Origin of the sequence: Thermococcus sp. 2319x1 (assembly GCF_001484685.1) — an archaeon.
In the GTDB taxonomy this organism is placed as follows: Archaea; Methanobacteriota_B; Thermococci; order Thermococcales; family Thermococcaceae; genus Thermococcus_A.
Map to the genome: position 1 here is coordinate 1,420,921 of NZ_CP012200.1, position 12,864 is coordinate 1,433,784.

At 45.1% G+C, this 12,864-nt stretch carries 16 protein-coding genes and 1 pseudogene; 10 read left to right on the plus strand and 7 right to left on the minus strand.

The annotated features are described in order from the left end of the window. Positions 1-573, plus strand: coding sequence for a hypothetical protein (locus ADU37_RS07985; RefSeq protein ID WP_058947097.1), 573 nt, complete (start codon positions 1-3; stop codon positions 571-573). Further along, on the plus strand, positions 573-845 hold the full coding sequence (locus ADU37_RS07990; protein ID WP_058947098.1) for a hypothetical protein: 273 nt from the start codon (positions 573-575) through the stop codon (positions 843-845). Before ADU37_RS07985 ends, ADU37_RS07990 begins: the two co-directional genes overlap by 1 nt. Here ADU37_RS07990 and ADU37_RS07995 read toward each other — a convergent pair. Beyond that, positions 790-1,356, minus strand: a complete 567-nt coding sequence (locus ADU37_RS07995; RefSeq protein WP_058947099.1) for an Era-like GTP-binding protein — start codon at positions 1,354-1,356, stop codon at positions 790-792. The genes ADU37_RS07990 and ADU37_RS07995 overlap by 56 nt on opposite strands. 45 nt (positions 1,357-1,401) lie before the next feature. On the opposite strand from ADU37_RS07995, the gene ADU37_RS08000 reads away from it, so the two are divergent. From ADU37_RS08000 to ADU37_RS08010, 3 genes are read left to right on the plus strand one after another with little or no spacing between them, the layout of a single operon-like run. Next, a complete protein-coding gene (locus ADU37_RS08000; protein ID WP_058947100.1) occupies positions 1,402-1,719 on the plus strand; it encodes a hypothetical protein in 318 nt (105 codons plus the stop codon). A gap of 2 nt (positions 1,720-1,721) precedes the next feature. Continuing rightward, positions 1,722-2,255: an HD family hydrolase gene (locus tag ADU37_RS08005; RefSeq protein ID WP_058947101.1), complete on the plus strand. Its 534-nt coding sequence runs from the start codon at positions 1,722-1,724 to the stop codon at positions 2,253-2,255. A gap of 4 nt (positions 2,256-2,259) precedes the next feature. Beyond that, positions 2,260-3,132 carry an MBL fold metallo-hydrolase gene (locus tag ADU37_RS08010; RefSeq protein ID WP_058947102.1) on the plus strand — a complete coding sequence of 291 codons (873 nt, stop codon included), beginning with the start codon at positions 2,260-2,262 and terminating at the stop codon, positions 3,130-3,132. Here the strand turns inward: ADU37_RS08010 and cas4 are convergent. Further along, positions 3,122-3,742, minus strand: coding sequence for a CRISPR-associated protein Cas4 (cas4, locus tag ADU37_RS08015; protein ID WP_058947103.1), 621 nt, complete (start codon positions 3,740-3,742; stop codon positions 3,122-3,124). The genes ADU37_RS08010 and cas4 overlap by 11 nt on opposite strands. Positions 3,743-3,876: 134 nt before the next feature. Then, the gene (locus tag ADU37_RS08020; protein ID WP_058947660.1) at positions 3,877-4,221 is read right to left on the minus strand and encodes a hypothetical protein; all 345 of its coding nucleotides are present in this window, start codon (positions 4,219-4,221) and stop codon (positions 3,877-3,879) included. A gap of 150 nt (positions 4,222-4,371) precedes the next feature. Between ADU37_RS08020 and ADU37_RS08025 the strand changes: the two genes are divergently transcribed. After that, entirely contained in the window at positions 4,372-5,217 is an 846-nt protein-coding gene (locus ADU37_RS08025) for a class I SAM-dependent methyltransferase family protein (protein ID WP_058947104.1), read from the plus strand. On the opposite strand, the gene ADU37_RS11530 is transcribed toward ADU37_RS08025, so the two are convergent. Further along, a complete protein-coding gene (locus ADU37_RS11530) occupies positions 5,207-5,368 on the minus strand; it encodes a hypothetical protein (RefSeq protein WP_203226254.1) in 162 nt (53 codons plus the stop codon). The genes ADU37_RS08025 and ADU37_RS11530 overlap by 11 nt on opposite strands. Positions 5,369-5,435: 67 nt before the next feature. Between ADU37_RS11530 and ADU37_RS08030 the strand changes: the two are divergent. The 4 genes and pseudogenes from ADU37_RS08030 to ADU37_RS08045 form a co-directional block, all read left to right on the plus strand. Beyond that, positions 5,436-6,332, plus strand: a pseudogene (locus ADU37_RS08030) (radical SAM protein); the annotation flags it as partial. A 238-nt stretch (positions 6,333-6,570) separates the two neighbouring features. Continuing rightward, positions 6,571-7,392: a 7-cyano-7-deazaguanine synthase gene (locus ADU37_RS08035; RefSeq protein WP_058947106.1), complete on the plus strand. Its 822-nt coding sequence runs from the start codon at positions 6,571-6,573 to the stop codon at positions 7,390-7,392. 361 nt (positions 7,393-7,753) lie between these two features. Beyond that, positions 7,754-9,976, plus strand: coding sequence for a DHH family phosphoesterase (locus ADU37_RS08040; RefSeq protein ID WP_058947107.1), 2,223 nt, complete (start codon positions 7,754-7,756; stop codon positions 9,974-9,976). 41 nt (positions 9,977-10,017) lie between these two features. Beyond that, the gene (locus ADU37_RS08045; RefSeq protein WP_058947108.1) at positions 10,018-10,236 is read left to right on the plus strand and encodes a hypothetical protein; all 219 of its coding nucleotides are present in this window, start codon (positions 10,018-10,020) and stop codon (positions 10,234-10,236) included. Here the strand turns inward: ADU37_RS08045 and ADU37_RS08050 are convergent. From ADU37_RS08050 to ADU37_RS08060, 3 genes are all read right to left on the minus strand, one after another. Continuing rightward, on the minus strand, positions 10,233-11,228 hold the full coding sequence (locus tag ADU37_RS08050) for an asparaginase (RefSeq protein ID WP_058947109.1): 996 nt from the start codon (positions 11,226-11,228) through the stop codon (positions 10,233-10,235). The genes ADU37_RS08045 and ADU37_RS08050 overlap by 4 nt on opposite strands. A 141-nt stretch (positions 11,229-11,369) precedes the next feature. After that, on the minus strand, positions 11,370-12,545 hold the full coding sequence (locus ADU37_RS08055) for an MFS transporter (protein WP_058947110.1): 1,176 nt from the start codon (positions 12,543-12,545) through the stop codon (positions 11,370-11,372). Continuing rightward, a complete protein-coding gene (locus ADU37_RS08060) occupies positions 12,542-12,847 on the minus strand; it encodes a PadR family transcriptional regulator (protein WP_058947111.1) in 306 nt (101 codons plus the stop codon). The genes ADU37_RS08055 and ADU37_RS08060 overlap by 4 nt, the downstream gene beginning before the upstream one ends. Positions 12,848-12,864 lie beyond the last annotated feature (17 nt).

Sequence of the window (12,864 nt, forward strand, 5' to 3'; positions counted from 1 at the left end):
ATGGAATTTGGTGAAGGGATAAGGAAAAAAATTGAAGAGGCAATGGAAAGCGAAAGAGGAGCAAAGAAATTCATAGAGGAGACGATCAGAGAGCTCACAAAAGAACTCAAGGAAGCAAAGAGCAAAGAGGACGTGGAGCTCATCGAGAAGAAGATCGAAATGCTTGAGGAGATGCTCAAGGCCTACGAAAAGGGCAAGGGGGATGAGGAGGACATCAAGGAACTCCAGCAGGTACTTGGAACCGTTTCAGAGCACTTGCCAAAGATAATGGACTCCATCTTTGGACCAATAAAAGACCTCCTAAACGATGCATATGACCCAGAGAGGGCAGAGAAGTTCGGTAAAAACGTTGCAAGCTTTTACAAAGAGCTTGTAGGAGCTGGGATGGATCCGGATAAGGCTTTTGAACTCACAAAAGAGTACATGGAGAGCATGAACGTCATAAAGACCCTTGTTGCGGCGTTTATGAAAGAGAGAATGGGCAAGCTTGAAGGCCTCAAAGACCTCGGGAACATCGGAAAGAAAAAGAAGATAGAGATAGAGGAAGAGGAGGAGTTTGAGGAGGAGCTCTGATGTTTTCGCTCTTTTTTTCCTTCTTTCGGCTGCTCATGATAATTCCGAAAACACTGTGGCAGTTGGCTGGAATGAAAAGGGCTGTTAAAAGGGCAAAAAGGAAGTTCAAGAAAACGCTGATCAAGAACGGCCTCCCGAAAGAACTTGCGGAAGAACTTGCAGATGAATACGCTATTTTGGATGAAATGCTAAGCATTGGGGGAATTTTAAAGTTAATCAAGACCTCCTGGCGTACTGAGCGTAATACGCCAGCCTTTCCAAAAGCTCGTTAAACCCTTCATAGGTAACCAGAGACAGCAGTATCGGCTCCTGCTCAAGTCTCTTCTTGATGACTTCCCTGAGCTCTTCGACCTTTTCTCTCGGCACAAGGTCTATCTTATTGACAACAACTATTATAGGCTTATCGTACCTAAACTTTAGCAGATGATGAAGCTTTTCCATTCCCCTATGGAGGCCATACTGGGCATCTATCATATGAATAACTATGTCCGCCGAGACGATTTCCTTCAGGAGCTCCTTGAACTTTTCCTCGCTCAGAACTTTTCCCCTAAGTTCGTGCTGCGGGTCGTACAATCCGGCCGTGTCTATTAAAACCAGCTCGTCAGCACCTCCAAGGGGGTTCTTTATTGTTTTCGGAATCTTAACCGTCCCAAAAGCCCTTCTTATGACTCCTTTTGTGGTGCCGGGGATGGGTTGTGTTTCAGATACTTTCCTTCCCAGGAGGGCATTCATGAGCGTGGATTTGCCAACGTTTTCAGCACCGATAATCGCAACCTTTATCATCTCCCCCACCCAGAATATTTTCACGAGAGTTAAGTTATAAGGGTGATGGGAGTGAAGAGAACCAAGTTCGGTCACAACTATTATTACATCCTCACGATTGACGAGCTCAAAAACGGCAATTTTAGGGGAAAAAACGTCGTCATAGAAGGAGTTATAGAGGACAAGCCAAAGATTGAGTTCCTCCCCATGGAGTTGCCGAGTTATAGAGCAACGTTCCATATTTCCGGCTTAAAAATAGAGTTCTCCGGGACTCCAAATATAGGCAAGGGGGAAAGCGTTAAGGTCTACGGCAGGTTCGTGGGAGACGGGATAATAGCCAAGGCCATTGAAACGGAAAGAGTCCTCTACGTGACGGAGGAATAAGGATGTTAAACCTTTTTGCAGAGGCTGGGAGGTTAAAAAAGCTCCCCAGAATGGGGTGGTTGCTTAGAGGAATTCCCAATCCGGAGAGCGTTGCCGAGCACAGTTTTAGGGTGGCCTTTATAACCCTATTCTTGGGAGATGAGCTGAGAAAAAAAGGAATGAAAATAAACGTCGAGAAAGCGCTGAAGATAGCTATCCTCCACGATCTTGCTGAAGCAAGGATCACTGACTTGCCCCTTGAGGCGCAGAAGTACTTGGATAAGAAGAAAGCCGAGAGAAAGGCCATAGTGGACATTCTCGGCGCTGAGAGGGTGGAATACTTCAAGCTTTTTCAAGAGTATGAAGAAGAAAAAAGTCCGGAGGGCAGGCTTGTTAAGTTTGCCGACAAGCTTGAAATGGTTCTCCAAGCATGGGAATACGAAAAAGCAGGATCAAAAGGCCTGGAAGAGTTTTGGGAGGCTTTGGAGTATTTGAAGAAAAGTGAGTTTTACCCATATTTCAAAGAGCTCGTTGATGAGCTGGAAAAGCTGAGGTGATTTTATGGCGCTTGAGAAACTTGGGGAAAACCTCTACCTCTACCCCGGGAGTCCCTCAACAATGGTAAAAGCCGGAGAAAACGTTGTTATCGTTGATCCGGGAAATGGGAGCAAAAGGCATAAAGAACTCCGAAGGGAGCTGAGGAAAATAAACCTTGAGATTGACTACATGCTCTCCACTCACGGACATGCCGATCACATAGCAATCGCACCGAAGCTTGGAAAACCCTTATTCATTCACAGATATGAGTTCTCCATAGCTGAAAGCCCCCTCAACAGGGAGCTTTTGACCTTTGGCTCGAAGGCGCCGAAGGGGTTTTTGGTCTACCAGTTTCCGCAAGAAGTCAGAGTTCACGGAGTTTTTGAATGGGGGGATGAACTTTTTGGGCTGAAAACGGTAGAGCTTTCGGGGCATTCACCAGGAATGACGGGGTTCCTTGATGAGGAAAACGGCGTTTTGTACGCTGGGGATAGCTTTTTTGGTGAGAGGATTATTCAGTCCGTGGGCTTGCCTTACCTGGTTGACCCAGAACTATTCAAAGAGTCCATAAGAAAGTTAACGGGCTACGCAGAGGAGGGTATTCTGCTCATTCCTTCCCATGGGAGGGCCGTAAAAGGGGAAGAGGCTTTAAAACTGCTCGAACTAAACCTTAAAAGGGTAGAAGAAGGAGAGAGGAGGATTCTCGAGTTACTAAAGGAGCCAAAAAGCGTAAGTGAACTCAGCTATGCCCTTGCAAAGGATTTTGGAGCAAAGATAACACCCCAGATACTTGCACTGAACCAAGTCCCAATAAGGGCAATCATAGCGGCGCTGTACAACAGGGAACTCATAGAGGCAGTTGTGGAAAAAGACCTCAAATGGAAGGCTAGAGAGTGAAGCCATCTCCAAAACAGATATAGTAGTAAGGGCAGAATCTGCAGGTGTAGTCCTTCCACCCCTCCGGGGGAACGCCCTTTTCATAATGTTTTTTTATCAGGTAAAACTGCTTCACGGTTTCTTTGAAAAGCTTTTCATCATAGGGTACCTCAAAAGCTTTAAAGTTCTTTCCCCTGACTACTGGGAATCTGGAAAAGTCCACGTCCTTCAAAACCCTCTTTGGCTCCTCATGCAGCTTAACATAATACAAATAGCCGTATTCACTCTCTGCCCACCTTAGATAAACGTTCAGCTGGGCTAAGTGATAATCGTAGGGGATTCTTGGAAGGGAAGTTTTTCCCTTTATCTCTATTGGAAACCGCCTGAATGCATCTATCCTCCCGTGTATTTCAAGCCCGAGACGGGGAGATTTTAACACAATATGCTTTTCAAGCTCAAAGCCAAACCTTTTCTTAAGTATCTCCCCGAGAATATTGTGGGCATTAACCCCTTGCTCAAGCCTCACCCTTACAAACTCGGGCCATTTCTCTTTATACCCTTTAAGACGAAAGTAAACCCTTCTGGGGCACGTCATGGCTTCACTTGCATAAAACTCAAGCAGCTCACTCATCCTCGCTCCTCCAAAAGGTGTTTAAAGCGTCAGCTAATACCGACGTCATCATTGACTCAGACTGGGCAAGGCCCATCATCCGCTAACTAAGAATACCTCCGAAGGTTTAAAATATTTGAGGTAAAAAGAAAAGATTAACTCCTGCTTTTTAGAAGAGAACCCTTCTTTATCGAGTAGCTGAGACCATAAGCGGGCCACAAACCAGGAGGCATTGCATAGTGGTGGAGATTCCTGAGTATTTTCTCAGCGTGCTCCTTTTTATCGGCAACTATCCTGAGCTTATCCCTTGTGAGCTCTACGGTTCCGTTTGGCAGCTTGAGAATTATCTTATCCCCGATTACATCTGGCTTGGCCCTCATTAGAAGAGCCTTCAAGTCCCTGTAGGCATCTTCCGTTATTTTCTGCTCAATGATGCCTTCCTTCTTTTTGGATTTTAATATTTTACCCAACCAAAAACTACTCGAGGATTCATCATCCATTGTCAAACTCTACCTCCGGTGAGGTTCTCAGATAATATTGGGGAATACTCCTTTTAAGCTTTTTCTATCGTTCTTTGCCGAAATGACCAATCGAAGAAAGAAACGTACCAGACCAAAAGGTTTTAAGGGAGTTCTTGGAGGTTATCCCGTATGAAGAGGAGAAAGACCCAGCTCATAAAGCCCAGAATAAAGGAGATGCTAAGCAAAACCCTTCCTCCCGAATTAGTGAACCTTCTTCCAAAACACTGGGTTCAGCTGGGAGATGTTTTAATCCTTCCCCTTCGAGAAGAGCTCTTGCCTTACAAGTATGAGATCGCAAAGGTCTATGCAGAGGTCTTAGGCGTTAAGACGGTTCTGAGGAAAGGAAGGATAGGGGGGGAATTCAGAGAGACCAACTACGAGATAATCTATGGAAACGATCCCATAACGATCCACAAAGAGAACGGCATTCTCTACAAGTTTGATGCCTCTAAAGTCATGTTCTCCCCCGCAAATGTAAAGGAAAGGGTCAGAATGGCGAGCATTGCGAGGCCAAACGAGCTTGTAGTTGACATGTTCGCCGGGATAGGTCACCTAAGCCTGCCCATAGCGAAGCACTGCGGTGCAAGGGTAATAGCAATAGAAAAGAGCCCCTACACCTTTAAGTTCTTGGTCGAGAACATCGAGCTCAACAAAGTTCAGGACAGAATGACGGCCTACAACATAGACAACAGAGAATTTAAAGGGGAAAACATAGCGGATAGGATTCTGATGGGCTACGTCGTTAAAACCCATGAATTCATTCCAAAAGCTTTGGAGATAGCAAAGGATGAAGCGGTGATTCATTATCACAACACCGTTCCGGAGAAGCTTATGCCGAGGGAGCCCTTTGAGACCTTTCAAAAAATAGCCAGAGAACATGGCTACGAAAGCGAGCTCTTGGAGAGCAGAATAATTAAGCGCTACGCCCCGGGAGTGTGGCACGTTGTTCTGGATATAAAGGTTTTCAAGAAGTAAGGCTTTCGTAGGTAGCCCAAACAGTGTAGCAGCCTTTTTCGTCCTCCTCAATTGTTAGGGTTTTCAAAGAACTCCCATATTCTTTAATGAGCTCTTCTACTACCTTTGGGATCTCCTCAAGGAAGGCCTTCCTTTTTAGGGTTATACTCATTTCCTCACCACAAGCTCAAAAGCGTCAAGTTTTTTAATGCTTTCCCACATCATCTCTCGGTGAGAAAATGAAATACAGCTGGGAAGAATTTGCGAGAAAAATGGGCATAGAGCCAGAAATTTTGGAAAACAAAGAGGCGAGACTCTTAAAGAAGTTTGTTGATGATTTAGTCGTTCCAACTCACTGTCAGAGATGCCAAGGCTTAGATTTGAGCATAGAAAATCCAGTTCATCACCCCTCTTACGAGCTCACTCCCGCTTGCAACCACGACTGCATATTCTGCTACTCCAACGTAGCGGTAAAGCTCGGAAAGGCTCCAAAGCCGGGCTACTATGGGTGGGAGAATCCTTACGCTATAACAGTATCCCAGTACGGAGAGCCCCTCATGAGCCCAAGAATAGTTGAGGTAAACAGGCTTTTGAGAAAGAAATTCCCCGATGCGAGGCTTGATCTGCAAACAAACGGCTCCCTCTTAACGGAAGAGCTATGGAAGAAGCTTGACTTCGATTTGGTTATGATTAGTTTAGATGCCGCAAGCAGAGAGAAGCACAAAATGATAACTAACGCCGACACCTTTGAGAATGTGGTAAACGCTCTCAAAATCGTTGGGGCAGATAAATCCGTCCGCTCCGTCGTGAGAACAATCTTCATGCCCGGGATAAACGACGAGGACATTCCAAAAATAGCGGAGCTTGCGGCTTCCCTTGGAGTTGACGAGATGATGCTCCAGCCCCTAACGATACACAAGCTCAACGAAGAGAGATTAAGAAAAGCGGGTCTGGACTTCGAGAGGGCTGAGAGCATAAGGGAATATCTCAAGGCAGCAATGGAAGCTAAAAAATACATAGACGTTAGGATAAGCGGCTGTCAGCTTGCCATTTATAGAACCATGGACGCACTAACGCTCTTCAGCGCAAGGCGTATAGGAAGAGACGTGGCTCCGATAGTAAAGCGGAAGAAGGTTGAGCTCGAAGAGACCTGCGATGGATCAATCAGATTCAGTCTTGGGAGGGAAGTAGACCTAAAAGAGCTTACCTCAAAGTTAGAACGCTTAAACACTCCCTATGAGTTCAAAAAGGACTACGTTAGGTTCTTAGATAAGGGAGCAGAAATAATTGTCTTCAAGAGCGGGAAAGCGTTGGTGAAGGGCACTACAGAAGAGAAAGCGAAGGAGCTCTACACCAAATACTTCGGTGGGTAGAATGCTCAAATGCTCCCTCTGCATAAACGACGAGAGAACTGCAAAGATCAAAATCGTCAATGGAAAACCCCTCTGCAAGGAATGCATAAACTACCTAGCCCATAAGCCAGACAAAGAAAAAATACGGGCTGAACTTGAAGAGCTGATGAGAAAGGTGGACAAAGCCATAGTGGCCTTTTCCGGAGGAAAAGATAGCACGGTTGCCCTTTATCTTGCAAAGAAAAGATATGGCGTCGATGTTGAAGCCGTGATGATAGACCACGGCTTTATGGCAAGAGAAGCTATAGAAAACGCAAAAAGAATAGCCAAACACCTCAGTGTGCCCTTGACGATTCTCCACTACGATTACTCCGATATCTTTAGGGAGGCCCTCCTTAAAGGCAAATCCCCATGCAAAAAGTGCTCCTCAAGGACGATGGAGAAGCTTAGAAAATACGCCCTAAGGAGGGGAATCAAGTATATAATAACGGGGCATGAGCTTCCTTTTGGGCATCATCCCTACAGACTGATGAGCGGTGGAATAGTTCAAATCCGGTTGCTGAGCCTTATGAGTGAGGAAGAGCGCTTTGAAATTCTCAACAAGCTTCCTTTCAAGTTCCCTGAGCTTGCCGGCTACACAACCAACTGCCTAATCTTAGGCCCCGCACTCAGGAGATACTACGGAAAGCACGGTTACAGCTTCGAGACGAGAAGGATAGCGGCACTGGTGAGATATGGGTTAATCGACAAGGAGAAAGCCCTAAAAAAGGTTAGCAAACCGGAAAACCCAAAAGAAATTGAGGAAGAAATCTATAAAAAACTAGGAATCATCCAAGGCAAATGATCATTTTAAGGAGCAATTATTTTATGTGCTCCAATACTTCCATCTCTGAATTTTACGTGGGTCGTTCTGCCTTCAATTTTCACGTTTTCTGGATCTTATCGAGACTTTTGCATGCTATCTTAACCAAATGTTCGCTTGTAAAGATGCAAAGTCCATTTTTCTTCTTTCCCTCTCCGCTTGCAAGGAAGTAGGCAACAACAACGTATTTATCATTCGCATCAACCCAAAAGCCCACTGGAAAACAGATTAAGATAATAAACTGATTGGCAATACTACTTGGCAGTATCAGAGGAATAAAAGAAAGAGTTATAAGCTTGCCTTGTTCTCATTGAATAGTCTACTTTTGCGGGAGGAGTGGGAGATGGCGGTTAAGGATTGTCCCGAGTGTCATGGAAGCGGGAAAGTAAAGAGTGGCGAGAAGGAATGTGAGGTGTGTAACGGTTGGGGTTACGTTCCGGCGGACTTTAAATTGGGAGACAAGCTTAAAGGCTACAGGAATTTGGATTATTTTGGCGTAGAGGAGGAAGTGGATGAGATTCCCTGTCCAGAGTGCCATGGGAAGGGCGTAGTTCCAGTTTACGACACATGCTCAACCTGTGGAGGAACCGGGAGAGTGTTAGCTTGTGACATTTGTGGAAAGATTAAAGAACCCTGGGAACCCGGGATGGAGACCTCATGGGTGTGCCCAGAGTGTGAGAGGAAGTACAAGGTGGTTTACGTTCTTGACAAGACCTGTGACTACGAGGATGTTGAAGTGGGCAAGATTTACAAAGGCCTTATAGAGAGGGTGGAGCGGTTTGGAGTATTTGTAAAGCTCAATCCTCATGTGACAGGGTTAATAAAAAGGAAAGACCTTCTTGGAAAGAAAGAATATACCCCCGGGGAAGAGATTCTTGTTCAGGTATTAGACGTAAGACCTGAAAAGAAGGAAATAGACCTCATAGAATCCGCTTTGAGGCACTACAAGGAAGTAGTCGTTAGGAAAGAGCTTCCTGTTACGGATATTGGGGCGTTAACCAAAGAAATGGCCGGAAAAACTGTAAGAATTAGAGGCAAGATAACCCAGATACAGGTAACCGGTGGCCCAACGGTCTTCACGATAACGGATGGAACCGGCATAACGTGGGCAGCTGCCTTTGAGGCTCCGGGCGTTAGGGCTTATCCTAATATCGAAGTTGGGGATATCGTGGAAGTGATCGGGAAGGTTTCGTTCCACGCTGGAGAGATTCAAATAGAGATAAGCGACATGTCCCGTCTTTGGGGCCCAGATGCTGCCGAGGTTAAGAGGAAGATAGAGGAAGAGCTTAACAAGAGGGCGCAGCCTGAGGACGTTGGTTTTCTTGTTGAGAGCGAAGTCCTAGAGAAGCTCAAACCTAAGATAATGAAAGCCGCGTTTATAATAAGAAAGGCTATATTTGAGGGGAGGCCCATAATTGTGAGACACCACGCAGATACGGATGGCTATACAGCTGGTTTGGCCCTTGAATACGCTATAGTGCCACTATTGGAGGAGATTTCTCCAGATCCCCAGGCAAAATGGAAGTTCTTCAAGAGAAGGCCAAGCAGAGCCCCGTTTTATGAGCTTGAGGATGTCCTTAAGGACATAATCTTCATGATAGAGGACCACGAGCGCTTTGGAGATCCGCTTCCCCTCCTTGTGATAGTCGATAACGGAGGCACAACCGAGGATATCCCCGCCTACAGGCGTATAAAAGCCTATGGTGTTCCCATAGTTGTTATTGACCACCACGATCCGAGAGATTTCATAAGCGAGGACAAGGCTGCAGTTGATGAATACGTTGACGTACACGTTAATCCTCACCTAGTAAAGAGGGGCTACTATGAGCTAACGGCGGGAATGCTTGCAACTGAAATAGCCCGCTTCATCTATCCTCCGGTTGAGGAGAAAATAAAACATTTGCCTGCTATAGCTGGAACTGGGGATAGAAGCGACGCTCCGGAGTTTCAGCAGTACCTCAAGATAGCTAAAGAAAGCAAAGGTCTTGAAGAAGAGGATTTGAAGAAAATAGCGGAGGTAATCGACCACGAAGCCTACTACTGGAAGTTCATGGATGGGCATGGGATTGTAGATGAGATCCTTCTCCTCACTGGCAATCTTCAGAGGCATAAGAAGTTAGTGGATTCAATTTACCCAGAGGTAAAGGCCAAGCAGGAGAAGGCCCTCAAGGCATCCCTGCCCCATGTTAAGAGCATCGTATTGCCAAATGGGATAAGGTTCAACACCATCGATGTAGAGCTGTATGCTCCAAAGTTTGATTATCCGTCTCCTGGAAAGCTGAGTGGTTTGATCCATGACCATTTCAAGGAACAGTATGGAGAGGATACCCCAATTCTAACCCTCGCTTACGGTCCGGATTTTGCGGTTGTTAGGGCAAGCGATGGAATGCAGGCTTACAACTTTGACCTCAACGAGATAATAAAAGTGCTTCAAGAAAAGCTCCCCGATGCTGGGATTGAAGGCGGTGGGCATAGCTTTGCGGGTTCAATAAAATTCTTTGAGGGCAAGAGGAAAGAGGTTTTGGAGGAGTTCGCAAAGCAAGTTGTGAAGCTGAAGAGGAGTTAAACCTTTTATATCCACACTCAAATTTTTATCTGGTGGTAGCCATGTACATGGCGGAGTTCAAGCTTAGGTATGGGGAAATGAAATGGTACGTAAGGAGAATCGTTGAGGCTGATTCTTTTGAAAAAGCAAAAGAACTTGCGGAGCGTTACGCTAAGGCCATAAACAAAGGGGAAGTCATTTGGGAGCTTAACGACATCTATGAAGTGGAAAAGCCCCTTACGATAACCGAGGAAATAGTTGAAAAGCTCGAAAAAGCTTAACCCTCTATTTCATCGGCGTAGTTTGTGTGCATTATTTTTTTCACTTCTTCAACGTTTTTTGTATGTCCAAGGGCCCACATGAGCTTTGTTATTGTTGTTTCCTTTGTCATGTCCTTTGCTGGAATGATCCCTGCTTCGAGGGCTTTCCTTCCAACTTCATATTTGTTCAAGTCAACCCCATCATAGAGGGCCTGTGTGGTCATGACTACTGGGATTCTGGGGGTAATTTCCCTTATCTTGCTTAGGAGGCCTCTCTTTCTATAGGGAATCCCTCCAGTCCCGTAGCCTTCAAGCACTATCCCCTTGTATCCGGCTTTTACAATGGCATCTATTGCGTCTCCATCTAATCCTGGGGTGAGTCTAATAAAGACCACCCTTGGGTCGTATTTTGTATCAAGCACCGGTTCTCCTTTTGGTTTGAATTTCCTTTGGGGAAGGTTGTAAATTACTTCTTCTCCTTTTATATAAGCAACATCGGGATAGTTTATGCTCATAAAGGCATTTAAGCCCAGAGCCCTTATTTTTGACACTCTGCATCCGAGCATTATTTTGTCCATAAAAGCCACAAAAATTCCCGAAACATCTTCCATTGCAAATCTTATAGCGGCCTTCAGATTTCTTGGGGCGTCACTTTCTTCCTCAGTAACTGGGCGCATTGAACCGGTTAAAACCACGGGTTTGTTAATGCCTCTAATCATAAAGGTAAGCATGGAAGCTGTATAGGCTAAGGTATCAGTCCCGTGGGTTATGACTATTCCGTCGTAATCTTCCAGGGCTTTATACACTTCTTTTGCTATTCTCTCCCAATCTTCGGGCTGGATAAGGGTGCTATCTATATTTAAAACGTTCCTCGTGTCTATTTCATAACCGTTTTTCAGCTTTATGTCGGCTTTTTCAAGAATCTCATCTATTGTGAGGACGCTTTTAAATCCGGCATCGGTTTTTGCGCTCGCTATAGTTCCACCAGTTCCGATGATTAGAATTCTCTTCATATCCTCAGCCCCTCTGCGTTCTAACTTTCTTTTTCCGCTCATGGCTTTTTAGTCTTTCTGACAAAAAAATTGTGCACTTTTCCCCTTATGTATTGACATATCTCCAACAAATTTGAAAAATAAAAGAAAAATTGACAAATCTCAGTCTTTGACAAGGAAAGCCATTAGGAGCATTGCCACAGCATTAATGATGGCGGCATAAAGGAAACCCACTTTTAGGGAGTACGTCTGCCATAGATAGCCAACTATTACGGACGCAGGGAAAACAAAAATCCCAAAGACCGTGTGGTATGCCCCTATCACCGTTCCCTTTTCGAATTCTCCTGCCAGGTCTGCCATATATGCCCTTGGAATTGTATCTTCGATTGCTATATAAATCCCATAGAATACAAAAGCAAGAAGAAGCATCGGCAGACTTTTAGAATATGCAAAAAGAAGCGATGCCAATGCTGCAACTCCGAATCCTACTGTTATAACGGCTTTTTTGCTGACCTTATCTGAGTAATAGCCTATAGGATATGCTGAGAAGGCGTAGATTGCATTAAACACGGCATAGAATCCCAGTCCTTGGAGAAGGTTATACCCCAGTTCTTTGGCTTTCCATAGGGTAAAAGCATAGCTGTATCTCCCAAGGGCAGCTAAGGCAACAATAACTAAGAACATTCTAAGGTTTCTGCTCTTTAGGGCTGATATCCCCTTTATCTTCTTTTTAACTTCTTCTCCTTCATCTTTGACCAAAAACAGCACAAGAAGAACTCCTACAATACCCGGCACTGCTGAGAGCAAAAACACATAGCGGTATGCCATCTTTATTGGGTAGCTTTTTAGGAGCGCTAATAAACCTATGGCAACTAATGGCCCGACGACCGCTCCAAGCGTATCCATCATCCTGTGGAAGCCAAAGGATTTGCCGCTCTTTCCTTTTTCACTCGATTCTGCTATTAGGGCATCTCTGGGGGCAGTTCTTATGCCCTTTCCAACCCTATCCAGAACCCTAAGAGTCAAAAAGTCCCACCATGAGCGTGTAAAAGCCAAAACTCCCTTTGAAATCGTTGAGAGGAGGTATCCAAGGGCGACAAATATCTTTCTTTTTCTAAATACATCGCTTACATAACCAAACAGAACCTTAAAAAGGGAACTCAGGCTCTCTATGAGCCCCATAATCGAACCGCTTGCCGCTTTTCCAATCCCCAATACATCGGTCAGGTAAGTAGGCACTATCGGTGCTATCATCTCACTGCTCATATCGTTGAGAAAGCTGACAATGCCGAGGAGAAAAACATTCCGGCTTATTCCAAAGATTTTTCTTTCTTTCATTTTTCATCACCCAAAATTTCCCTGCAGAGCTCTTTCACCTTCTTTTTTCCTTCTTCCAATACTTCAATCCCCGCTTGGGTTAGTTCATAGAGCCTTACCCTTTTTCCATTCTGGACTCCCCATCTGCTCTTGAGAAGCCCCATTTTTTCCATTTTTTGAAGCAAAGGATAAAGTGTTCCCGGACTTACCTTGTAACCATGAGATTCGAGCTCTTTCATCATGAAAGCTCCGCTTATGGGTTCTTTGCTCGCATGGTGGAGTATATGCAGTCCCATAAAGCCGAGGATAATACGGCGCATCATATCGAGCACCGATATCG